Annotated in this window: 13 protein-coding genes; 11 read left to right on the top strand and 2 right to left on the bottom strand. The window is 63.1% G+C overall.

Annotation, left to right across the window (positions count from 1 at the left end; translation table 11 throughout):
• Positions 1–207 precede the first annotated feature (207 nt).
• The 9 genes from BV034_RS29460 (at position 208) to BV034_RS29420 (ending at position 13,055) form a co-directional block, all read left to right on the top strand.
• On the top strand, positions 208–804 hold the full coding sequence (locus BV034_RS29460; protein ID WP_050030523.1) for a hypothetical protein: 597 nt from the start codon (positions 208–210) through the stop codon (positions 802–804).
• Positions 805–1,046: 242 nt separating this feature from the next.
• Positions 1,047–1,703, top strand: coding sequence for a hypothetical protein (locus BV034_RS29455; RefSeq protein ID WP_050030522.1), 657 nt, complete (start codon positions 1,047–1,049; stop codon positions 1,701–1,703).
• Positions 1,704–1,759: 56 nt separating this feature from the next.
• Positions 1,760–3,256, top strand: coding sequence for a DNA polymerase Y family protein (locus BV034_RS29450; protein ID WP_050030521.1), 1,497 nt, complete (start codon positions 1,760–1,762; stop codon positions 3,254–3,256).
• 5 nt (positions 3,257–3,261) lie between these two features.
• Positions 3,262–6,360 (top strand): error-prone DNA polymerase, encoded by a 3,099-nt coding sequence (locus tag BV034_RS29445; RefSeq protein WP_050030555.1) that lies wholly within the window; start codon positions 3,262–3,264, stop codon positions 6,358–6,360.
• 70 nt (positions 6,361–6,430) lie between these two features.
• On the top strand, positions 6,431–7,678 hold the full coding sequence (locus tag BV034_RS29440) for a putative DNA modification/repair radical SAM protein (protein WP_050030554.1): 1,248 nt from the start codon (positions 6,431–6,433) through the stop codon (positions 7,676–7,678).
• A gap of 35 nt (positions 7,679–7,713) precedes the next feature.
• Positions 7,714–9,138, top strand: a complete 1,425-nt coding sequence (locus BV034_RS29435) for a UdgX family uracil-DNA binding protein (RefSeq protein WP_050030520.1) — start codon at positions 7,714–7,716, stop codon at positions 9,136–9,138.
• A 78-nt stretch (positions 9,139–9,216) separates the two neighbouring features.
• Positions 9,217–10,767: a PQQ-binding-like beta-propeller repeat protein gene (locus BV034_RS36545; protein ID WP_050030519.1), complete on the top strand. Its 1,551-nt coding sequence runs from the start codon at positions 9,217–9,219 to the stop codon at positions 10,765–10,767.
• Between the two features lie 176 nt (positions 10,768–10,943).
• Complete coding sequence (locus BV034_RS29425; protein WP_050030518.1) at positions 10,944–11,753, top strand: AraC family transcriptional regulator; 810 nt, start codon at positions 10,944–10,946, stop codon at positions 11,751–11,753.
• A 438-nt stretch (positions 11,754–12,191) separates the two neighbouring features.
• A complete protein-coding gene (locus BV034_RS29420; RefSeq protein ID WP_081888206.1) occupies positions 12,192–13,055 on the top strand; it encodes a helix-turn-helix domain-containing protein in 864 nt (287 codons plus the stop codon).
• On the opposite strand, the gene BV034_RS29415 is transcribed toward BV034_RS29420, so the two are convergent.
• Together BV034_RS29415 and BV034_RS29410 are read right to left on the bottom strand one after the other, a co-directional pair.
• On the bottom strand, positions 13,033–13,701 hold the full coding sequence (locus BV034_RS29415; protein WP_265593606.1) for a response regulator transcription factor: 669 nt from the start codon (positions 13,699–13,701) through the stop codon (positions 13,033–13,035). The genes BV034_RS29420 and BV034_RS29415 overlap by 23 nt on opposite strands.
• Positions 13,698–16,697 (bottom strand): sensor histidine kinase, encoded by a 3,000-nt coding sequence (locus BV034_RS29410; protein WP_050030516.1) that lies wholly within the window; start codon positions 16,695–16,697, stop codon positions 13,698–13,700. Before BV034_RS29410 ends, BV034_RS29415 begins: the two co-directional genes overlap by 4 nt.
• Before the next feature lie 174 nt (positions 16,698–16,871).
• Between BV034_RS29410 and BV034_RS29405 the strand changes: the two genes are divergently transcribed.
• Together BV034_RS29405 and BV034_RS29400 are read left to right on the top strand one after the other, a co-directional pair.
• A complete protein-coding gene (locus BV034_RS29405; protein WP_050030515.1) occupies positions 16,872–17,693 on the top strand; it encodes an AraC family transcriptional regulator in 822 nt (273 codons plus the stop codon).
• Between the two features lie 340 nt (positions 17,694–18,033).
• The gene (locus BV034_RS29400; RefSeq protein WP_050030514.1) at positions 18,034–25,365 is read left to right on the top strand and encodes an autotransporter-associated beta strand repeat-containing protein; all 7,332 of its coding nucleotides are present in this window, start codon (positions 18,034–18,036) and stop codon (positions 25,363–25,365) included.
• The last annotated feature ends 25 nt before the right edge of the window (positions 25,366–25,390 follow it).

Genomic DNA, 25,390 nt, shown 5'->3' with positions numbered 1-25,390 from the left:
GAGGCCTAATCACCGGGACGCCAGACATCCGTCAAGCACTTCCAAGGGGGGAATGGCGCAGGGGCATTCGCAGATGGCGACAGGAAGTCGGCTCCACCAGGGGGATTGCGCAGAGAAAAATATAAGGAAAAACGCTAATGGATGTGTTAAATATTCCTGATGGTGGCGCGTAATGCTGAAAGAGAACCCTCATCCTGCTTTTTGCCCATGAAAACTCCGATCACCCTTCTTGCTGTCTGTGCCCTGAGCGCCCTCTGCGCGACCCCGGCCTCCGCCCAGGCAACTGGAGGTGGACTGGCCCCGCCCAAGCTGCCCTCGCTCAAGGTCCAGCCCAAGGTGGCTACGAAGCGCGACCAGCAGGCCAATTCCTCCTACATGCAGACGATGACCATCTCACCCGAGGTCGTCATCGAGGGCGCCAGTACCCAGCCACTCCCGGCTCTGGAAGCCACCATGCTCATCGTCACCATGGACACCGCGGCCAAGTACACGCAACGGCGTGAAAAATACGACGTGCACGCCCGGGAGACCGTCACCATCCCCGCCGTGGACAAGGGCGCGCGGCGCACCATTGAGTTCAAGGAATCCAGAACTTCCTTCGACGCCTGGCGGGACAAGACCAACGTCGGCGGAGCCGTGTACAAGTATTTCGTCTTTGGCCTACGGGACCCCGCCAGCAAGATGATCGTGCACTTTGAGACCAACAACCCTCAGCTGGATCGCATGGTGAAATTGAAGCCGGAAAAGCGTGAGGAGATCCTCAAGCTGGCGGCAGGGACAGAGTTCCCAAAAGACTTCAACTGAGCGAGGGGAGGGCCGGTGGGCAGTGCGTCGGCGGGCAGTGGTCAAGGTGTTGGGCGCGCTGGAGTGGCTTGAGGGGGTGGGAGAAGAGCCGCATCGTTTGAAAGCGGACTTCACCCCTTTGTTCAGGTCTTTTGTCTGGCGTCTTCTAGTCTGGTGTCTCCCCGCGAAGCGGGGCCGAGTTTTAAAAATTATATCCTTCCCGGGCTTGCCAAAGGGCATCTTTTAAAGAAAATAGTGTTCATGTGAACACTTTGCTTTTGCCTGCCAATGTCATTGCCTTCCGGGAGCTCTTGCAGAGCAAGTTCCCCGGGGCGCATCCCTCGCGGAAGGAGGAAGGGGAGGCGCTGATCACGGGGGTGGCCTGTGTGGATGCGGTACGGCTGTCCAAGGGGGCGGTGATGGAGATTGTCGGGGAGAGGGCGTCCTCGGGCGTGGGACTGCTGCTGGCGGCGCTCTTGCAACGGGAGTCTGCGGTGGCGGAGTACACGGCCATGGTGGATGGCTGTGATGCATTTGACCCCTGGAGCGTGCCCGCCCTGAGCCTGGAGCGGCTGCTCTGGGTGCGGTGCCAGCAGGTCACTCAGGCCATCAAGGCGGCGGATCTGCTGCTGCGGGACGGCAACATCCCTCTGGTGTTGCTGGATCTGCAGCTCTACGCCGCCAGGGATCTGCTGCGACTGCCCAGTAGTGTGTGGCATCGCCTTCGCATGCTGGGAGAGCAGAGCGGTGTCACCACCTGCATCTTCACGCCGGGGCCTCTCATTTCTTGTGCGGCGTCCCGGCTGGTCCTGGAGCCGTCGCTCGCCGCTGAGGATCAGTACCGGGACAGGGCGGATCTGGTGCTCGCCCTGCGGACGAGTACGGAAGGGGCCCGGTACCATGGCCGGAGGGCGGGGTGAAACTTCAAATCCCAAATCTCAAAAATCAAAATTCAACCGCCAGCAATGTCACCGCCATGTTTGCCGCCATCCATCTTCCGTGTTTCCAGTTTCAGGCCATCACCCTTGGGGGGACGACCGGGCCGGCGGCACTGCTGGATGAGGTGGTCACCGGCACCCCTCTGGCGCGGGAGCAGGCCTGTGTGCTGCAGGTGAATGCCGGGGCGGAGCGCCTGCTGGTGCACCCGGGCATGACTGCCAGCATGGCGCGGGCCCGGTGCGCGACCCTCCAGTTTCTGTATCGCGATGCCGAGGCGGAGGTGGCCGCCCAGGAGGTGCTGGTGCAATGTTCCTCGAACCGCACCCCCTTTTATGAATCCACCTCTCCCGGGCTCTGTGTGCTGGATCTCTCCAGCCTGCCGGGGGTGAAGGGCGGTGAGCTGGCTTATGGGAAAACCATCTGTGAGGAACTGGCTCAGTCAAAACTGACGGCCCGCGTTGGCTTTGCCAGGCAGGCGGATCTCGCCATCCTGGCGGCCCACACGGCTGCGCCCGTCCGGGTCATGCGGGGGGAGGAGGATGACCGTGCGTGTCTGGGGGCGCTGCCTCTGGCGGTCCTACAGCCCACCTGGCAGACGGCAGAGGTGTTTGCCCTGTGGGGGGTGAAGACGGTGGGGGATCTTTGCAAGCTGCCCCGCGCCGGGGTGACGGAGCGGCTGGGCAGGGAGGGCATGCTGCTCTGGGATCTGGCCACTGGGGGGCGGGACCGTCTGCTCAAGCTGGTGCGGCCAGCCCCGGGCTATCGGGTGGAGGAGGACTTTGAGCATTCGATTGAATGCCTGGAGCCGCTGCTTTTCATTTTGCGGCGTCATTTGCAGAGCCTGTGCGACCGTCTGGGGGCCACGTGGCGGGTGGCGGCCGCCGCCGTGGTGGAGCTGTGTTTTGAAGATGGCTCCCAGCACCGCAGGGAGTTGCGGATCGCGGAGCCAACTAGGGATGTGGAGATGCTCTTCCGCGTCATCCATACCGCGCTGGAAGGGGTCACGGCGGCGGCCCCTATCCGGGGGCTGGGTCTGGAGTTCCGGGCCGTGACGCCGGCGGGCAGCCAGAGCCTGCTGTTTGAGCGGACGCTCAAGGACCCCAACCGGTTCGCGGAAACACTGGCCCACCTGGAGGCCGTGGTGGGGGCGGGCAATGTCGGCAGGGTCAGGCTGCTGCCCAGCCGCCGTCTTGATGCCTTTGCGGTGACGGGTTTTTTTGAGAATGAGAAGTCCGCCGTGCCGCCCCGGGCGCTGGAGGAGTCCACCTGTGCAGGCCTGCCTCTGCGCCGTCTGCGGCCAGCCCCCGTGACCCAGGTGTTTCTGGTGGATCAGAAACCGGCCGCCTTTCGCAATGCCCGGTACAGTCAGGCGGTGACAGCCTGCGACGGTCCGTGGCTGGTGTCGGGAGACTGGTGGGACGTCACCCAGGCATGGCGGCGGGAGATCTGGATCGTGACTGGGGAGGATGGCGGGCTCTATCAACTGGCCCGGCACCGGAATGGCGAATGGGTGATGGAGGGCCTGCTGGGCTGACCCTCATGTCGTTTGTGGAACTCCATGCGCGCACGGCCTTCAGCTTTTTGCGCGGAGCCTCCTCGCCGGAGGAGATGATGACCCGGGCCGCGGATCTAGGCATGGATTGCGTGGCCATCACCGACCGCGACGGCTACTACGGCTCGGCACGAGCCCACTACAAGGCGAAGGAACTGGGGCTGCGGGCCATCACGGGCATGGAAATAACCATGGAGGACGAGACGGTGCTGCCTCTGCTCGTGGCCACGCAGCAGGGGTATCAAAACCTGGCCCGTCTCATGACCCGGGCCAAGCTGCGCACCACCAAGGGGCAGAGCCGCGTGCTCTGGAGCGAGCTGCCGGAGTATGCAGAGGGCGTGGTGGTCTTGAGCGGGGACGAGGAGGGGCCTGTGCACCGGGCGCTGCAACAACAAGCCGCGGAGGCCCCAGCCGTGGTGGAAAAGCTCTGCCGCATCTTCGGCCGCAACCGGGTGTGGATGGAGTTGCAGCGCCATCGGATGCGGGGCGAGACCCTGCGCAACCGTCAGGTCAGGGATCTGGCGGAGCTGTGCAAACTGCCCCTGCTGGCCAGCAACGGCCCCGGTCACGCCCGGCAGGAGGGGCGCATGCTCATGGATGCCTTCACCTGCCTGCGGCATCACACGCATCTGGATGCGGCGGGCCTGCTGCTGGCCCCCAACTCACAACGTCATCTCAAAAACCACGGCGACATGAAGGCGCTCTTTGCCGATCTGCCGGAGGCGGTGGAAAATACTCGACGGCTCTCAGACCAGCTTGAGTTTGGCCTGGAGAACCTGGGCTATGAATTCCCGTGTTACGATGTGCCGTCCGGCCATGACCAGGATTCCTACCTGCGGGAGCTGACCTATGAAGGTGCCCGCGAGCGGTTCCCTGACGGTGTAAATGCGAAGGTCAGGGAACAGCTTGAGAAGGAGCTTGGCCTCATCTCCAGGTTGAAATTTTCAGGTTATTTCCTCATCGTGTGGAGCCTGGTCAGGTATGCCTGTGACAGCGACATTCTCATTCAGGGCCGGGGCAGCGCCGCCAACAGTGCTGTCTGCTACAGCCTGGGCATCACTCATGCCGATCCCATCGCGGGCAAGCTGCTCTTTGAGCGGTTCCTGAGCGAAGGCCGCAACTCCTGGCCGGACATTGATCTGGACCTGCCCAGCGGTGACCGCCGCGAGCAGGTCATCCAGGAACTGTACCGCCGCTATGCCCCCTATGGGGCGGCCATGACGGCCAACGTCATCACGTACCGCGGCCGCAGTGCCATGCGGGAGATGGGCAAGGTGCTGAACCTGCCTGAAGATGTGATGGGCCGCTTCAGTGATCTCTATGCCAACGGGGACTTTCCCCACACACTGCAACTCAAGGACCAGATCCGCCAGGCGGGGTTGCCCATGGATCATCCCCGGCTTGCCGCCATGGTGCGTCTGTATCACCAGGTGTATGGGCTCCCTCGCCATCTGGGCCAGCACAGTGGGGGTATGGTGCTGTGCACGAAGGGGCTCGACAGCATTGTCCCTCTGGAGCCCGCCACCATGCCGGGGCGCGTGGTGGTGCAGTGGGACAAGGACGACTGTGAAGACCTCGGCATCATCAAGGTGGACCTGCTCGGCCTGGGCATGATGGCCGTGCTGCAGGACTCGCTCACCCTTTGCAAAGCCCGCGGCCGGCAGGGGCCTTATGGTCTGCATGAGATTCCCAAGGATGATCCTGCCACGTATGAGATGATGCAGAAGGCGGACACCATCGGCGTGTTTCAGATCGAGAGCCGGGCCCAGATGGCCACCCTGCCACGGCTGAAGCCTGAGTGCTTCTACGATTTGGTCATCGAAGTCGCCATCATCCGCCCGGGACCCATCGTCGGGAACATGGTGCATCCCTACATCCGACGACGTCAGGGCAAGGAGGCACCCGACTGCATTCATCCAGAGTTTCAGGAAATTCTCGAGCGTACGTTGGGAGTGCCGCTGTTTCAGGAGCAACTGCTGCGCATGGCCATGATCATTGCCGGGTTCTCGGGCAGCGAGGCGGAGGAGCTGCGCCGGGCCATGAGCTTCCATCGCTCTGAGGAGCGCATGAACAAGGTCATGGACAAGCTGCAGGCTGCGATGGAAGAGCGTGGGGTGGCGCAGGGGGTTCAGGAAAAAATCACCGCCTGCATCTCCTCGTTTGCCCTCTATGGCTTTCCGGAATCGCATGCCATCAGTTTTGCCATTCTGGCCAATGCCAGTGTGTGGCTGAAGGCCCACCGTGCAGTGGAGTTCTATGCTGCTCTGCTCAACAACCAGCCCATGGGCTTCTACTCCACGTCCACCCTGGTGCGGGATGCAAAACAGCATGGCCTCCGCATTCGCCCCGCGTGTGTGGTGGTTTCAGATGTCCTCTGCACGGTGGAGGATGACCAGACTCTGCGACTCGGGTTGAACCAGTTTCGCGGGCTCAGCAGGGGCAGTCAGGAGCGCATCATCGCCGAGCGGACTGTGAGACCCTGGCGGGATCTTGATGACTTCCTGCGTCGCAGTGGTCTGGACAAGAAGGAGCGTCGTGTGCTGGCGCAGGCGGGTGCTCTCAACCAGCTTGGTCTGCATCGTCGCAGCGCCTTGTGGCAGGTGGAGCTGGCCCGTCTGGAGGAAGATCTTTTCACCTCCAAAGAGGTGCAACAGGAGATGCCGCTTTTTCCCATGAACGCGATGGAGCGGCTGAATGCCGACTATCAGACCCAGAGGCTGACCACCGGGCCGCATCCCATGGCCCACCACCGGGTCCAGTTGCCGCATCTCTGGCCTGCCTGCGAACTGGCAAACGGCAGGCATGGGCAGCGGATTTTCGTTGGGGGTCTGGTGATCTGCCGTCAGCGTCCCGGCACGGCCAAGGGGCACATGTTCATCAGCCTGGAAGACGAGACCGGCATCGCCAATGCCTTTGTACCCTCCGCCACCTTTGAGGCCAACCGGCTCGTGATTACCCAGGAGCCTTTCCTGCAAATTCACGGCCGCCTTCAGATCGTGGACAATGTCATTTCCATTTATGCGCTGAAGATCGAGGCCCTGCATTTCGATGTCATGCTCCACGCTGAGTCGCATGACTTCCATTGAAGGCGGGCAAGTGCGTCCGGCCCCTTTTCCTTTAAACCGCAAAATCAGTCGTCCCGCGAATCATCATCAAATGGATATAGCCCAGAAACTCTCGATCCTGGCGGATGCTGCCAAGTATGACGCCTCGTGCGCCAGCAGCGGCACCAGTAAGCGCAACTCCCGCGAGGGGGGGCTGGGCTCCACCACAGGCGCTGGGATCTGCCACAGCTACACGCCGGACGGGCGCTGTGTCTCGCTGCTCAAGATACTCCTGACAAACTATTGCATCTACGACTGCCAGTACTGCATCAACCGCGTCTCCAGCGATGTGCGGCGGGCCCGGTTCACCGCAGAGGAGGTGGTGAAGCTCACGATGGACTTCTATCGGCGGAACTACATCGAAGGGCTCTTCCTCAGTTCCGGCATCATTCGCAATGCCGACTACACCATGGAACAGGTGGTGAGGGTGGCGCGGATGTTGCGTGAGGAGCAGGGGTTCAAGGGCTACCTGCATCTCAAGACCATTCCAGAGGCCTCACCGGAGCTGATCGCCCAGGCGGGCAGGTGGGCGGACCGCATCAGCATCAATGTCGAGCTGCCCACCCCGGCGGACCTGGAGCGTCTGGCTCCGGAAAAGAACCTGGGGCGCATTCGTGGCGCGATGACGACCATTCAGAGACGCATCGACCAGGCCAAGGCGGAGGTTAAGGAAACTACCAAAGCGCCGCCCTTTGCTCCGGCCGGGCAGAGCACCCAGATGATCATTGGTGCCACGGCGGCGCAGGATCGGGAGATCCTAGACCAGTCCTCATCGCTGTACCGGCACCACAAGCTGCGGCGGGTGTATTACTCAGCCTTCAGCCCCATTCCGGATGCCTCACAGCGTCTCCCGCTCATGGCCCCGCCCCTGGTGCGGGAGCATCGTCTATACCAGGCAGACTGGCTCATGCGCTTCTACGGCTTTCAGGCACAGGAGTTGACCACTCCGGAGGCTCCGCAGTTGTCGCTGGAGATGGATCCGAAGATGGCTTGGGCCATGCGTCATCCCCAGAGTTTTCCCGTGGATGTCAACACCGCTTCCCGGGAGATGCTCTGGCGCATCCCCGGCCTGGGCGTGCGCAATGTGGATCGGATCCTGCAGATTCGCCGCTGGCACCGTGTGACGCTCGCGGACCTGCAGCGCCTGCGTGTGTCTTTAAAAAAAGTGCTCCCCTTTGTGCAGACTGCTGATCACCATCCGCGCGAAATCGGCTCCGCCCAATGGCAGCAAACGCTGAAGCCGGCGCAGCAGCTGGAACTCTTTGCCCCGGCCATAGGCGTGGTGACTGGCGAACTCTGAATGAACACGGTAGTTGGCTGAACCCTCCAACCCTTATGCACCTGCTCACGCTCGAGCCCAGTTTTGCCGCCTGGCATCGGGTGGCGCGACGGGCGCTGCAGGCGGAGTGGGCCTGGGACACGGTGCTCTGGGAGGATGCCTCTGACAGCCAGCCGGCGCTGGGGCTGCTGGATGAAACGCCCGCGCGTGTCGCGCAGGCAGCCGTCTCCGCCCCCACCTACAACGTGCCCAAGGCCTTCATGGAAATGGCGCGCACCGTGGCCTGTCATCACTCTGCGCATCGCTGGAGCCTCCTGTACCGCGTGCTCTGGCGGATCACCCATGGCGAGCACCACCTGCTCAAGGTGAGGGTGGACCCGGATGTGCATGAGCTGTACACGATGGAGAAGTCCGTGCAGCGGGATGTGCACAAGATGCGGGCCTTTGTCCGCTTTCGTGAGGTGGTGCATGAGGGGCAGGTGCTGTACGTTGCGTGGTTCGAACCTCAACACCACATCCTGGAGCTCAATGCCCCCTTCTTCATTGACCGCTTCGCCGGCATGCAGTGGTCCATCCTCACGCCAGAGCGCTGCCTCCACTGGGATGGCGTGAAGGCCACCTACACACCGGGGGTGAGCCGCCATGAGGCCCCAACCGGAGATGCCATGGAGTCTCTCTGGCTCCAGTACTATGCGCACATTTTCAATCCCGCCCGCGTCAAGACCCACGCCATGCTGGCGGAGATGCCGATGAAATACTGGCGAAACCTGCCGGAGGCCGCCATCATCCCGACCCTGCTCCAGCAGGCCTCACCCCGAGTGGAGACCATGATGGCTCGAAGTCATGCCCTGCAATCGCGACTGCAACAGGCTCATCCTGCCGATGTGCCGGATACGGATGACCTGGAGGTGCTTCGTGATGCGGCGGCCACCTGCAAAGCCTGCCCGCTGTACAGGAACGCCACGCAGACCGTGTTTGGCGAAGGCAGCGTGTCGGCAGAGATCGTCTTCATCGGTGAGCAGCCCGGGGATCAGGAGGACCTGGCGGGCAGGCCGTTTGTCGGTCCTGCCGGGAAGCTGCTGGACAAGGCACTTGCAGAAGCGGGGATTGACCGCAAGTCCTGCTATGTGACCAATGCCGTGAAGCACTTCAAATGGAAACGGCAGGGCAAACGGCGCCTCCACCAGACGCCGGTGCAGGCGGAGATTCACGCGTGCAAACCCTGGTGGAAGGCGGAGCTGGTCATCATCAAACCGCGCATCCTCGTCTGCCTGGGGGCCACGGCCGCCAAAACCGTGCTGGAGCATCCGGTGAAAATAGGCGACATCCGCGGGGAGTTCATGGAAACCACGTGGTGTGCAAAGACCCTGGTGACGGTGCACCCCTCCTCCCTCCTGCGCCAGCCGGACCCGGAGACCCGCGAGCGCGAAATGGCGCGCTTCGTGGCGGATCTGGCGCAGGTTGCGAAGGCGCTGCTTTGATGTGACTGATATCCGCGCGTCCCTCTTCCCGGCATTACCATGGCACTTCTCCCGGATTCCCACGCATTATCATTCAGGATGGCGGCGCTGCTGACGCTGGTCACCTCCTCGGCGTTCTCGCAGGCGGAGTGGCACCAGTGGCGTGGCGCAGAGCGCAATGGCATCAGCGACGACCGGACCCCATTGGTTCGATCCATTCCTGACGCAGGTCTGCCCGTCCTCTGGCAGAGCGATGTCATTCCCAGTGATCACGATGGCGGTCACGGCAGCCCCGTGGTGGCCAAGGGGCGCGTGTACCTGAGCCTGGTGTGGCATGTCCATGTGCCATCCGCCCGGCGCGTCATTGAGGACGAGCACCTCGTTTCACTGGGCTATCGCGATACCGGGCTCCTGGGGCCGGCGCTCACGGCGGAGCTGGAGCAGGTGCGCAAGACGCTGCCAGCGGGTCTTCGGGGGGAAGCATTGAACACCAAGGTCCGGGAGTGGGTGCAGGAGCACTTCAATGACGAACAGCGGCTCATCCTCGGCTCCTGGGCCGAGTGGCGGCTGGGGCAGAAGTCCGCGGCGGTGGATCTGGAGGTCTTGGGCAGGATCCGGCCCAAGGTGGAGCAACCCTTTGCTTCTCACGAAGAGATGGTGCAATGGCTGACGGATGCCGGGATCAAACCGGAGGTTCAGGAAAAACTCTTGAAGCTCGTTCCGGCCACCGTCAAGGAGGCGCAGGATGTGATCCTTTGTCTGGATCTGGCCACCGGCAGCGCGCTATGGAAATACCAGGCTCCCGGCAAGCTGGTGGACCGGGCTGCATCCTCCACCTGCACGGTCGTTGATGGCACGGTGTACGCCCTGGGCAGCACCCATCTGCATGCGGTGGATGCGCAGACCGGGGTCGTGCGCTGGAGGCGCGAGGTGGGGAAGAGCCAGGGCAGTTCGCCTCTGGTGGAGGGGGACAAGCTGTGGTATGTCGCGGAGGGGCTTTACTGTCTTTCCACGCGGGATGGTGCCGTGCTCTGGCAGAAGCCCAAGCTTAAGGGCGGTCACTCCAGCCCCGTGCTGTGGAAGGTTGGATCTCAAGGGAGCGTGCTGCTGTGCGCCTCCGGAGACAAACTAAGCGGAGTGGATCCTGCCTCCGGGGAAGTGCGCTGGGAGTTGCCCGGCGGCGGACCGTCCACGCCGGTGGTTCAGAGGGAGTGGCTGGTGTTCCTAAGTGATGATAAAGAGGCTGGATTGCAGGCCTTCCGTGCGCAACCTGAAGGTCCTCCCAGTCGGCAGTGGAGTCACTTCTGGCTTGCTTCGCGCTATTCCTCGTCCCCCGTGATCTATGGCGGACACATCTATCTCATGGAGGGCGGCCGCCACTTCTGCGCCAGCCTGGAAAACGGGGCGTTGAGTTGGGACGAGAAGGTGGAAAGCACCATCTCCTCACCCGTGTTGGCAGACGGCCGCCTCTGGAGTCTCGAACAAAATGGGATGTTCCTTCGCGGCATCGCAGCAGACCCCGCTGCCTACCATCTCTCCGGGCGCACCAAGGTGGAAGCCCTCTGGTGTCCCACTCCCTTGATCGCGGAAGGCAGGCTCATTCTGCGCCGGAAAGACCGCGTTGTCTGTCTGGACCTGCGTCAGAAGTGATCGCTTCTTGGGGCTGGGGCGGGTACTCACAATGGACCAAAAGGAGGAGGGGGAAATGGCGTCCCAACTGGGATTTGCTGGCAATTTGTTCCGGCATACCATTTAATTGCGGAAGGGGTGGCTCCCGGTGGGACAACGGATGTCGTTGTCGCGCTGGAGGCCGTCCGCTCATTGTCATGAAAGCCAATCCAAGTGCCGCAGAACCTGCCAAGAAACCCAGCCACCCGGGAAACAGTCTCACGCCCCGCTCTTTTCAAGCGCGCTTTTTCAAGCGCATGGGCACCAACCAGCAGTTCCGCGCCATGCTGGAATTTCTGCCTGAAGTGGAGTACTTTGCCAAGGATGCGGATGGCCGTTTTGTCGCCATCAGTGCCGGGATGCTGAAGCGGTTTGGCGGGGAGAAGGAGGAGGACTATCTGGGGGTGCTGGACTCCACCATCCACCCGCCCTACATCGCCCAGGCGATCCGCGAAGATGACCTCCACGTCATGCGCACGGGCAAACCGATCGTGGACCGCGTGGAGGCGCTCTTTGCCCGGACACGGGCCAAGGATTGGTTCCTCACCACCAAGCTTCCGGTCTATGACGAACATGGTCACATCATCGGCGTGATGGGCTTCGTGCGGCCCTATCGCGGCGGTGCCCGCCGTGGGGTGGAGGATCAGCAGCTTCAGCGCGTGGTGGAGCACATCCACGAGAACTACCGCGAGCGCCTGCCCGTCTCCACCCTGGCCCGGATCGCCCACCTCTCCGACCGCCAGCTCAACCGGAGGTTTCAGGAAACTTTCCGGATGAGCGTGCAGGAGTTCGTCATGCGCACCCGCATCCAGGCGGCCAGTGATGAGCTGGTGGTGTCAGACAAGTCCGTGGCCCAGATCGCCGGGGAATACGGGTTCTGCGACCAGAGCGCCTTCACCCGCCAGTTCCGCCAGCACACCGGGGAGACGCCCCTGGCGTTTCGGCGGCGGCGACGAATCACGGGGTAGGGGGGACCTGTGTTGGGAGGGGAGAGGAAGAGCGGTTTGAAACCTGGAGATTCATGCGCAGGGATGTGCCTTGCAGACGCAGCAGTTAGTGCCTCCTCACGTCGACAACTACAGGGGCGCTGCGTGGTTGATGATCAAAAACCAGTGGGTGAGAGTTGAGGGGTGAGCCGTCGGGCGGTGTGCGGATGCAGAGGCTGTTTGTGATGACTTCTGCCAAATCGTGAAAATCAGCGGTCGTAGTTGTCGACGTGAGGAGGCACTGGCTAAAGCTTCTTCAGGCCCGCTCCCGCCTTTCAGTCGCAATTTCCTCCCCTCCACAATGTGTCCGACTTTGCCAACGGCTTGTCGGAATTCACCAAGAAACGGAGGCGCTTCCCCTTCAAGGTGGTGTCGTGCCCGGTCCGCTCGTCCAGCCGGTCCGGGGCAAAGTGCCCCAAGATGAAGAGACTGCCTGATGAAATAGTTGTAGGAAGGAACCCCCGCCGCGTTTCTCAGGAGGAGGACGGGCTCGCGTTCCAGTCCCGCTTTTTCAAGCGGCTGGGCAACTCCCGGCAGCTTCTCGATCTTCTCGAGTACCTGCCTGATGTGGAGTACTTTGCCAAGGATCTCGAGGGGCGCTTTGTCGCCATCAGCCGGGGCATGCTGAGGCGCATCGGGGCCTCGGCGGAGGAGGAGTATCTGGGGATTGCGGACTCCGTCATTCATCCGCCCTCGGTGGCCCGGAGCATCCGGGAGGATGACCTCCACGTCATGCGCACGGGCAAGCCCATTGTGGACCGCGTGGAGGCCCTCTTTGCCCGAACGCGGGCCAAGGACTGGTTCCTCACCACCAAGCTCCCAGTCTATGACGCCGCCGGGGAGGTTATCGGCGTGATGGGTTTTGTGCGACCGTATCGCCCCGGGTCCAGCAGCGGGGTGCAGGATGTGCAGGTGCAGCGGGTCGTGTCCCACATCCATGAGCACTACCGCGAGCGCATCCCCGTGTCCGAGTATGCCCGCATTGCCCATCTCTCAGAGCGGCAGCTCAACAGGAGGTTTCAGGAAACTTTCCGGATGAGCCTGCAGGAGTTCATCATGCGCACCCGCATCCAGGCGGCCAGTGACGATCTGCTGGTGACGGACAAGGCGGTGGCGGAGATCGCGCATGAGCACGGTTTCTACGACCAGAGCTCCTTTACCAAGCACTTCCGCAACCACACAGGGGAGACCCCGCTGGCCTTCCGGCAGTACCGCCGGCTCTCCCGGGAGCTGAAGCCCGGGCGGGTGGTGGAGGCGGTGGCTACCGGTGGCCCAGATACTTGATGACGGCCTCCGTGCGGGTCTGCACATGGAGCTTCCCGTAGATGACGTGCAGGTGCCCGCGCACTGTGCTGGTGCTGATCCCAAGCTGGTCGGCTATTTCCTTGTACTGGAGCCCCTTGGCCAGCTGGGTGAGGATCTCAAACTCCCGCGGTGTGAGCCCGGAGAACTCAGGGCGGTCCCGCACGTCGCGGCGGCTCTCGTTGTGAAAGTGGGAGACCACCTTGCGGGCGATGGGGACGGACATCGGCGCGCCACCGTTGTGGATCTCGACCACGGCCTCCACGATGCCAGCCGCGGGCGTGCGCTTCAGGATGTAGCCGCTGGCTCCGGCGCGCAGGGCTTCGAAGATCATCTTCGTGTCATCATAAGTGGTCACCATCAGCACCTGGAGCTTGGGCAGGGTGGACTTGAGCACGGCGGTGCATTCGATCCCTGAGCGCCCGCCCAGATTGATGTCCACCAACAGCACGTCAGGAGGGGCTCCTGGGACCTCGCGGATGGCTTCCTCCGCAGAGCTGTAAGCCCGCGTGCACACGAGCCCCTCACCGCGATTGATGATGGACATCAAGTGCTCCCGGGTGGTTTTGTCGTCCTCAACGATGGATACTTGGATGGGCATGACGGTGACAGGTTGGGGATGGCTCATGTGAGAGGTGGTCGTTGCGGCCAGGGAAGTTCGAGGTGAATAGCAGTGCCGCCTTCCGTGCTACTGGCGACCTTCAAACTGCCGCCCAGAGTTGCTGCGCGGGCGTTCATGTTCTTGAGCCCGTTGCCCGGTGCGGCCGGTAGTTGAGAGGTTATGCCCCGCCCGTCGTCCGTGATGGAAAGGGAGAGTGACTGCCCGCCCAGGCTGGCCTGGATCCGCACCTCCGTGGCTTGGGCATGCTTGATGGCATTGTTCACGGCCTCACGCACGATGAGCAGGGTGTGATGACGAAAGTCCGCCGTGAGAGCCCTGTTGGGGGAGGCTTCTGGAATGTCCAGCCGGCAGCGCAGTCCGGCAGGGCCCGTCTGATCCAGCGCCTGCTGTGCGATGTAGTCCAGCAGACTGGCCAGATCATCGTGCTCCGGATTCACCGCCCAGACGATCTCATCCATGTCCGCGACTGCCTTGCGAGCGGTGCGGGCCAGGCGGTCCAGGTGGGCGGGATTGTTCCGGTCCTCCTGAGCCAGATCAGACAGCATGCAGAGCTCCGTGAGACTGGCGCCCACCTGGTCATGCATGTCGCGCGCGATGCGGGCTCTTTCCTCCCGCAGCCCGACCTCGTGTCTGAGGATTTCATTCTGCCGGCGAATGCGCCAGGTGCTGATCGCGTTGACCACGAGCGCCAGCATCCCTGCCGCCAGGGTCCCGGCCAGAACCTGGATCCACGTCCGCTCCCACAGCGCGGGCGCGATGATGACGCCCATGACGGCATTCTTCCGGCTCCAGACACCGTCGTTGTTCATCGCCCGGGCTTCAAAGGTGTAGTTTCCAGGACCCAGCCTGTGATACACGGCAACCCGGTCGCGCGGGGTGCTGACCCAATCCTCGTCCACCCCGGAGAGGCGGTGCTGGAGCAGCACATTGTCCGGCGCCGTGAAGCTCTTCGCGCTCACCTGCACCCGCAGGCTCTGGATGCTCGGGCCGATTTGCACGGTCTGGCCCGCCGCGGGGGTGTTCTCCCATGCCAGGGTGCCGTTGGCTGCTATTTCCTCGATACCAACCGGTGGCGGGGCTGTGTTGCCACCCGGGACGGAGGGATCGGCAATGACCACCCCGCTGCGGGACGCGAACCAGATGCGTCCGTCGGCGTCCGTCAGGGTGTTGGGGTGGTAGCCGCTGTTGGCCTGCATGCTGGGGATGCCATCGTCCGTGCCGAATGCCAGACAGCGTACCGTGGGTTTCACGCCGTCGGCAACCGCATTGAGGTCCTCCATGGCGAGGAGGAAGATGCCCCGGTCTCCGGCCGCCCAGAGACGGTTCCTGCCATCCAGCACCATCTGGGAGACAACCTCATGACGCAACCCCTGTGCGGGTCCGATCACGGAGAGCCTGCCGTCCTTCCATCGGCAGATGCCACTGCCATCTGTCCCCATCCACAGCGCACCGTCCTGTGCGCTCAACAACGTGCGCAGGGAGTTGCTCGCCAGACCGGGAGGCGTGAGATCTGCCACCCCTGTGGGTGTGAGCTTGAGCAGCCGGCCTTTGTTCGTGCCGCCCCAGAGTGTCTCTTCTCCCGCTTCGACCAGCGAGGTGACGTCTCCGCATCCACCGGGTGTGAGGAGCTGCTGCCAGCGTCCGGGCCAGCCCGTGACCACGGCATCGCTGCGGAAGAGCCAGAGACGTCCGGTGGTGGAGGCGTGAATGGCGCGAATGCGTGATTTCCCCGGGGATGCTGGTGGCAGTGGCTCCACGTGAAACTGGTTGTCATTCCATCGAACCAGTCTGTCCTGGCTGGAGGCGATCCAGACATTGCCCGAGGGATCGGTCGTGACACAGGTGGCCAGGGGGCCGGGCCAGTCCCGGGGGGCGGTCAGATGCTTCCACTGGCCCGCCTGCCGGGTGTAGAGCTCTCCTGTCTGCATCGCCATCCAGATGTTGCCCTGGCGGTCCAGGCACATGCTGCGCGCGGTCTGAGAGACGGGCGACTCCGGTTCATGCAGCAGTTCCAGCAGCCGCCGGTGCACCAGACACACGCCCCCTCCGCCCGTGCCCACCCAGATGTTCCCTTCGTGGTCCTCCTTCATCGACCACACGTCTGAGTTGGAGATGGGCACCGTCTGGAGTTTGCCGTCCTCCCAGCAGTAGAGGCCTCCCACGTAGCTGCCAATCCACACCCGGTGCCGCGCATCTTCCAGCAGGGCAAACGGACGGTAACCGGGGGGCTGGGGCGTCAACCGGGCCACAGGGGTGATGCCTTGTTTTTCCGTGAACCGCAGCAGTTCCCCCTGGTTGACGATCCACACGCCGCCGTCTCTCGCCCCCGCCACGATGTTGGGCCCGGTGGGGAGAGACGCGACATTCACGAACCGGTCCCTGTCCCACTTCGACAGTGTCTGCGGGCCCGTGGCCCAGATGGTGCCGTCTGGGGCCTCGGCCACCATGGTCACGGGCGGTTGCTGATGAGGCTGGCTGTAGCCGATCGCGACCGCAGCCACGTGCAGTTGCCCACTCTCCACCCGGAAGATCCAGCCATTCTCGTAGCTGATCCAGATCGTGCCGTCCACGGCTTCGAAGAAAGCGTTCGGGCCCCGGGCGGAGCCGACGTCCTGCTTGTCGATGACGGTGGTGATCCCATCCTTGTGACGGCTCAAGTCCTTCCGGATGACCCACAAGGCCCCGTCCCGGGCGGAGAGCAGGCCTTTGACCCCGGATCTGGGGATGCCCTCCAGCAGGCTGGTCTTATCCTGCATGCGCCAGCCATCGTAGCGGGCCAGACCGTTGGGTGTGGCAAAGAGCATGGCCCCGTCCGCCGCCTGGGCCACGGCCGTCACATCGTTGTTCGGCAGGCCGTCATCCACCTTCCACACGCGGGAAAGCCACGGGGAATCTCCAGTCATGGGAAGCTGCCCCCGGCAGACCCCGGTCAGCGCCGCCAGAATCCATGCCGCTCCCAGCATCATCAACAGGGAAGGGCGGCGGGGGTGGTTGTCTGGCATGGCGGGAGGGGGAATATGAAACGTCGATTCTGCATCATACCAGACTTCGAAAAAACAGAACATTCGTTCTGTAGAGACCCACGGCGGGTCAGCTTACGCTGGTGATCGAACCTGTCGGGCGCGGGTTGGAGGAAGGGACCGAAAGCACGCAGTCGCCCCTCACCCAGCAGTCGCATGAGCATCAGCCTGCCTTCTCCTCCCTTCCGCAGCCATGAATCCTACGCTACCTCAGGCAGTGCTGCCAAGGTGTCGCCCCGCGACTTCCAGGCGCGCTTCCTGGCTCAGCCCGGTGTGGCCCGGCAACTGGGCACGTTGTTTGAGTACCTGCCGGACACAGACTTCTTTGCCAAAGACCGCGAGAGCCGGTTCATCGCCGTAAGCCGGGGCACGCTGGACAGGATCGGGGTGAGAGATGAGGAGGAGCTCCTGGGGGCCAGCGATGAGAGCATCCATCCCGTCACTGTGGCCCGCGTCATTCGTGAGGATGATCTTCGGGTGATGAGCACCGGGCAGCCCATCATCAACAAGGTGGAGGCCCTGTACGCCCGCACCCGGGCCAAGGACTGGTTCCTGACCACGAAGCTGCCCATTTACGACGCATCCGGAGCGGCGGTGGGGGTGATGGGGATCGTTCGGCCTTATTTTGGTGCGCCGGGAAGTGCTGCGTCTGACCTGCAGGTCCAGCGGGTGGTGGCCTATGTCCATGCCCACTACCGGGATCGCATTCCTGTGGAGGACATGGCCCGTCTGGCCAGCATCTCCGAGCGGCAGTTGAACCGGAGATTCCAAGAGATCTTCCGCATGAGTGTCCAGGAGTTCATCATCCGCACCCGCATCCAGGCGGCCAGTGATGAACTGCTGGGCTCTGACAAGACGGTGGCGGAGGTGGCCCAGGACAACGGCTTCTATGACCAGAGTGCCTTCACGCGGCAGTTTCGCATCCATACGGGTGAGACGCCGCTGGCCTTCCGCAAGCGCCGCCGTCAGGCTTCATAGATCTGTGCGGAGCATGGGTTATATGAAATAGAAAACGAAGGGCGGGGAGGATGGTTCGTCCGGGGAAGGCGGATCCATACCAAAAGTGGACTGACGGGTCCAAGCCATTTCGACACGGGGCCGCGATGATCGTGTCATGCAGGCATTCACATCTTTACAGGGCGTTCGCCATCTGTGTGCGGTGTGGCGCCTGCCGCTCCCGAGCCCGGTAGAACATATGTTCTAGAGACGGACCGGGCCTGGGTTCCCTATGATCCAGGTTACTTCACTGAATCCTCAAGGAACGACTCCAACCTGCCCTTCAATGCTCTTCCGCAGTTGCCAATGTAATGATGATGCCATGACGAGCCTGACAACGGTCGGGAATCGCGATTGGCGAAATGATACCACGCGGCGTCCCCTGCGCGCTGTGGTGGCCATCCTTCTCGCGGCGGCGTTGGGTGCAGCAGGGCTCGCCCAGGCTGCGACAGGCGTGTGGGACGGCAGCCAGGACAACACCTGGGCAGGTGCTGCCAACTGGGATATCAATGCCGTTCCAGGAGCAGGAGATGCCGCCACCTTCAATGGTGCAGGCAGTGGTAACACGGTCATCAATCTCGGTGCCGGGGTGACGATCCAGTCGGTGATCTTCGACACCAATCAGGCTTCCGCCTATGTGCTGGGGTCAGACGCGGTGGGCAGTCAAACGCTTACGCTGGGCAACGGAGGCAGCATCACGATGAATGCCGCCCTCATCAACAACCAGCTCATCAATGCCGCCCTCCTGCTGGGCACAGATGCCACCACCCAGAGTTACACCTTCACCAACAACAACACGACGGCCCTGCTCAATTTTGCAGGGGCCATCAGCGGCGGCGCTGGCGGCACGGCCGGGGTGAAGGCCCTGACGCTGACAGGCGCAGGCGGAGGCACTTTAAGCGGAGTTATTTCCAATAGCGGCGCGACCTCTGTGGGCGTTACGAAGACCGGCGCAGGCACCTGGGTGCTGGCCGGGGCCAATACTCACACGGGTGCCACCACCGTCACGGCTGGCGTGCTCCGGCTCGCGAATGCCAATGCCGTGCAGAACAGCACCCTGACCAACAACGTGGCCAACGGTGTGGCCTTCGGCGGGGGTGTGCTGAACTTCAACGTGGGTGGTCTCGCAGGCAGCGGAGCTCTCGCGCTGACGGATGTGAACACCGCCAACGTGAACCTGATCGTCGGGGCCAACAATGCCTCCACGACTTTCACCGGAGTGATCAGTGGAGCGGGAAATCTGATCAAGACAGGGACAGGCACTTTGACGCTCAACGCTCTCAGTACGTTCACAGGCAACATTGTGGTGGATGGCGGTACCCTCACCACGGCGCTGAATCGCAACGCGGCAAATCCCACGACAACAGCCCTGGGCAACACCCAGACTGCGGGACGCGTCTTGACCGTCAACAGTGGTGGAACCTTGCTCCTGGCCAATGGCAACACCATGGGCAATGCCACATCGACTCCACAATTGCGGATTGTAATCAATCAGGGCGGCGTGGTTCGGACGGCCGTGACCACCGTCAGCGGCGGAGTGAGTGGAGGGGATGCAAATGCCCTCGGGCCTATCACCATGAACGGCGGCACGCTGACCACCGGCAATGGCTTCAGCAACCTCTATCAGGGCATCATCTTGTCCAACACCGTCACTGTGGGTGGCACCAGCGTATCCACGATCAACACGGACGTGGCGGATACGGTGGCCAACGGGGTCATGCTGAACGGGACCATCACCTTTCAGGTGGCAGATGCCACTGCGAGCGCAAGCACAGACCTGCTGGTGTCTGCCAGGCTGGTTTGGGCCCAAGGTGTCACCACAGGGGGAGCATTGACCAAGGCAGGCGCTGGCACCATGCAGCTTACAGGAGCCAACACGTACACCGGCCTCACGACCGTTCGCGGCGGTCTCTTGAAGGTGGGCAACGGTACTACGGGATCCCTGAATGGCATCACAGGTACGGCTCTGACCTTTGCAGGAACCGGTGGCATCGAGTTCAACGAAGCGGCTGGCAGCAGCCAGGGCATGGGGGCTTTGATCTTCTCAGTGGGCGAGGGGACGGTGACCTCCACTTATGGAGGCAGTGGCAATACCACGCTCACGTTTGCCTCCTTCGTCCGCACCGCCGGGGCCGCGGCCAATTTTGTGATCTCTGGAGGTGCCAACGGCACAACCAACAAGATTGTCCTTGCCAGTGGCGTCCCCGCCGGGTCGTTCATCGATCAAGGCACGTTCTACGGCGGGAGCGCCTACGCTTTCTATGATGCCACCGGCTATGTTCGTGATCTCCAGTACGGGTTTGATTCCGGGGCCTTTACTTTTGCGGGAGGCACCACGCTGACTGGAACGCATGTGCAGACGACTGGAGCCGTCACCGCTCAGGACACGGCCACCTTCACCACCTTGAACCTCAGCGGGAACACAGGCTTCACCCTCAACACTGGTGCGACCCTGACGGTCAATGGCATCCTGAAATCAGGCAATGTCGCTGGTGGGGCCACCCTCTCGGGCGGCACGGGCATCCAGGCTGCCAGCGGTGCAGAGCTCGTGATCCGCGCGGATCAGCTTAATGACAGCCTCGCCATCACCACGAACATTCTGGCCAACGGAGCCAGCTCGCTGACGAAAAGCGGGCTGGGCACGGTGACGCTTTCAGGAGTCAACACCTACTCCGGGGCGACCACGGTGAACGCCGGGGTGTTGCGCGCTACCACCAGCGCCTCGGCGCTCGGGGCAGGCGCTCTGACGCTGGCAGGCGGGGAGCTGCAGCTTGCCAATGACACCGCCTTGAACTTTGGGCGCAACACCACGGTGACCGGCGATGCCAGAGTCACCTCGGACCGCCTCACGGCCGGGGCGGGCGTGACTCACACGCTGGGAACGCTTTCCATCGGGGCGCAGCGCCTCGTGGTGGCAGGTGGTGCGAATGTTAGCAGCGGCACGGCAGGCATCACCTTTGGAGCCACCACCTTCACGGCGGCCCCCACGTTCCATATCGTGAACCCCACCATCGGCGGCACCACATTGCTGACCCTCGGGGCCGTGACCAATGGAGGATTCGGAGTGACCTTCACGGGCAACGGGAATGTCGCCCAGACCGGAGTCATCAGCGGCACGGGCGGCGTGACGTTTGGCGTGATCGGCGGGGATGTCTTCAGCGGAGTGGCCACCTTCAACCAGATCAACACCTACACTGGCAACACGGTGGTGAACTCCGGCACGCTGGTGCTGTCGGCCGGTGGCGGAGCGGGTGCGGTTCGAGGAACCGTCACCGTGAACTCCGGCGCTCAGCTCAATCTGTCCTTTGCCGACTCGCTTGGGTTCAACAACGATGCCACCCGGGTTTCCACGGTCAACGTGGTGGGCGGAACGGTGAACAACACGGTGGTGGGCAATCAGGGGTACCGGACAAACTTCAACCTCACCGGGGCCACCATGTCCTCCACCGGTGGCGGAGCGTACAATTTCACCACGGGCTTCGGCATCGCCACCCTGGCCAGCACCGTCACCTCGACGGTGAGCGGGAACGTGGTATCGCGCGATACGGGACCCATGACCTTCACCACCGCCCAGGGCGCAACCGCCTCCGGCGTAGATCTGCTGGTCTCCGGTGTTCTGAGCGGGGCCGGCATCACCAAGGCCGGAGCGGGCACGATGCATCTCAGCAACGCCAACACCTTCACGGGCGTGATCAATCTCAACGGCGGCATCCTGCGTGCCGCCACGGCGGGGATCAACGGCGGGAACACCACCAACGGCATCGTCTTCAACGGCGGCACCCTGCAGGCCGCCACGGGAGGCATCACCACGGCCAAGGCGGTCACCCTCACGGGGGCGGGTACCTTTGACACGAATGGCAACGCCTCCACGCTCTCAGGAAACATCACTGGAGCAGGGCTCTTCACCAAGACCGGGGCGGGCACGCTCACCCTCAGTGGCGCAGCCAACACCTACAGCGGCGGCCTGGCCATCACCGGCGGCACGCTGCTGGTGAACAACGCGAACTCTGGAGTGCTGGGAACTGGAACCGTGACCATGGGGGCGGGTACGACTCTGGACCTCAATGGCAACAGCCAGACCACCGGTCTGCTGAAGACCTATGACGACGCATCAGCCATCACCATCACCTCCAACGCCGCTGGCGGCAATCCGGTGTTGACGCTCTCCGGCACTGGCAGCGAGACCTTTGGCGGGGTGATCAGCAACGGGCTGGCGACCTCCCTCGGCATCATCAAGGCAGGCACGGGCACCCAGACCTTCTCAGGAAACAACACGTACACCGGTGCCACCCAGATCAACGGCGGCCTGCTGCGCATCACCGGTCGTCTCGGCAACACGGCCGTCACTGTGGCCACCACCGGGGCGCTGGGGGGCAACGGAACCATTGGAGGCCTCGTTTCTTTGACGGGTGCCGGATCCGCCATCAATCTCCAGGACGGCCAGTCGGGGACGCTCACCCTCTCCGCCGGGCTGACCCTCACCGGTGGGAATGTACTTTCCTTTGACCTTGGCACCACAGGCGACCAGGTCGCGCTCACCGGCGGGACCTACACCTTCACCAGCGGCGTCGCCACCATCAACCTGGTGAACATTGCCGGTTACGGGGCGGGCTCCTACCAGCTCATCACCGGGGCCACGGGCATCAGTGCGTCCAACTTCGAACTCGCGGCCGCCTCCCTGGCGGGATTCAACCTCTCCCTCAGCGTGACCGGCGGGAATACGCTGACTCTGAATGTCTTCACAAGCACCTCTCCTGAGGTGGCCTACTGGAAGGGAGACGTGAGCGGCGTATGGAGTGCCCTCAGCGGCGGTAACTCCAACTTCACCAGTGACGCGGCCGGGACCACGGATCCAGGCCAGGCGCTCGACGGCACTTCAGCGGTGATCTTTTCCGCGACCGGCGCGGCCAATGAAAGCAGCACCACCCTCGGGGCAGACATCTCCATCAAGTCGCTCACCATCAATACCCCGAACGCGGTGGGCATCGGTGGGGCCAATGTGCTCACGATCGTTGACCCTGCGGGCATCACGATCAACTCCGGGGCGGGCGCACTCACTCTTTCTGTCCAGAGCATCGCGCTGGGGGCGAATCAGACGTGGACCAACAACTCCGCCAATGCCGCGGTGATTTCCTCGATCATCAGCGGGGCCCGTACCCTCACCCTGGCCGGCACGGGTGCCTTCACCCTGTCTGGCAACAGCACCTTCTCCGGCGGGCTCAACCTGTCTTCCGGCACCACCTTGAACATCAACCAGGGAGGTACAGGCGGAGGCAACTCTGCTCTGGGTACCGGCACCTTCACCATCAACGGAGGCACGATCAACAACACCAGCGGTGGTGCGGTGACGGTGGGCACGAACAACGCGATGGTGTGGAACGCCAACTTCGTCTATGGCGGCGCCCATGACCTGAATTTGGGCACGGGCGGTGTCACGCTGTCCGCCACCCGCACGATCACCACCAACGGCTCCGGCACCCTGACCGTGGGCGGGGCAATCAGTGGCACCGGCTTTGGCCTGGTGAAGAACGGGACGGGCACGCTCAGCCTCACCGGGCAAAGCACCTTCACCGGCACCCTCAATGTCACCGAGGGGACGCTCCGCCTGCTGGGGGCGGTCAATGCCCTCAATACAGCCAACATCGGCCAGGTCACGATTGGTGATACCGCGAACCTCAACGCGATCCTCTCTGTTGAAGGCGGCACACTGAACGCCACGAAGAACACCAGCCCCAGCTTTGCGGTGGGCTCCGTGGCCAGTAGCCGTGGCTTTGTGAGGATGTCCTCGGGGAGCATCACCACCACCAGTGAGTTTCACCTGGGGCGGGGTGCCGGAGCCTTCGCTGCCCTGTCCATGAGCGGCGGTACGGTCACCTCGGGCAGCTGGTTCGTGGTAGCCTTCAACAACGACCGCGCCATCTTCAACCAGACCGCTGGTGATGTCTTTGTGAATTCCAACCGCATGACGGTCGGAGCAGGGGGCGCGGGATCCATCGGGGTGTACAACCTCAGCGGCTCCGCCACCTTCTCCGCGCTGAGTGGTAGCGGTGGGATGTTCGTGGGTGAGAATGGAGTTGGCGTCTTGAACCTCTCCGGCTCCGCTGCCGTCAACCTGGCGACCAACGGCCTTGCGCTCGGCCAGACCGGGGCGGCCTCCAACGGCACGGTCAACCTCCTGGGCGGCATCCTCACGACCAACCGGGTGACCAAGGGGGCGGGCACCGGCCTGTTCAACTTCAATGGCGGCACCTTGAAGGCCAATGCGACCAACACCACCTTCATGACCGGGCTCACCAACGCCTTTGTCTATTCGGGCGGAGCAAAGATCGACACCGCGGGCTTTGACATCACGATTGGCCAGGCGCTGCTCGCGCCCAACGGCAGCGGCGTCAGCAGCATCGCTGTGGCGGGTGGCGGTACCGGCTATGTGGACACCCCGGTGGTGGTGATCAGCGGTGGCTCGGGCACGGGAGCCACGGCGGTGGCTACAGTGGTGAACGGTGTGGTCACAGGTTTCACCATCACCAATCCCGGCACCGGCTATGTGGATGGGGATGTGCTCACGGTCACGCTGCACGGGGGTGGGGCCACCACGGCCGCCAGCGCGGGCACCGTGGCTCTCAGCAGCAACTCCAGTGGCGGGCTGATCAAAAGTGGGGCGGGTGTGTTGACGCTGTCAGGAGGCAACACCTACACAGGCGGCACCACCATTCTGGATGGTACGCTGGCGCTGGGGGCGGCCGGAGTGCTCGCCGATACCGGAGCCGTGACGGTGAACGGAGCCAGCGCGATCTTCAGTCTGGGCACCAACAATGAGACCGTCGCCGCAGTGACGCTGACGAATGGAACCATCGAAGGTTCCACCGGAGTGCTCACAGCCAGCTCCTATGATCTGCGCAACGGGACCGTGACCGCCATCCTGGATGGCAGTGCTGCGGTGACGAAAAGCACCGCAGGCACGGTGACGGTCTCCTCCGCCAACACCTACACAGGCGGAACGACCGTCACGGGCGGGACTTACCTGGTACAGAACACTGCCGGAAGCGGCACGGGCACGGGGCATGTCACGGTGCAGTCGGGCGCGAGGTTCGGCGGCACAGGCTCGGTCGTGACCGCCGCCGACCGCAACATCTCCATCAACAGCGGGGCCACCCTCCAGGTGGGCAAGCTGGGTGAATTTGGGGACAGCACCGGCCAGTCTTTCACCCTGCAGAACAGCGGAACCGGGATCATCACCCTTCAGGGGACGCTGGAGTTCGACATCGTGGAGAACTTTGGCGGAGACTCGAACCTGAGCTCCCCGCTGGCCACCAATGACGTGCTCGTGCTGAAGAGTGACAGCGCCATCGTGCTGGGAGGTACGCTGAAGGTGACGGATATCAACGAAACCTCCGAGTTCTGGATGGAGCTGGACAAGTGGCAGCTCATCGACTGGAGCAACGTGGTTGTGGGTGGGAACCCGAACAATGCCAAGTTCACCGGCTCTCTCGGTCTGCTGGACATGCCGGATCTCGGCGAGGACTTGAAGTGGCAGCTCTCCACCGACCTCAACGGCCTCTACATCCAGGTGGTGGTGGTGCCAGAGCCTGGTCGCGCCGCCCTCCTCATGATGGCTCTCGCTGGCGTGGTGCTGCGCCGCCGCCGCCGTCTCTGATCCTTCTGCCTTCGCCCAATCATCG

Origin of the sequence: Verrucomicrobium sp. BvORR034, from assembly GCF_000739635.1 — a bacterium.
Lineage (GTDB): Bacteria > Verrucomicrobiota > Verrucomicrobiia > Verrucomicrobiales > Verrucomicrobiaceae > Verrucomicrobium.
This window is presented reverse-complemented; position numbering and strand designations above follow the sequence as displayed.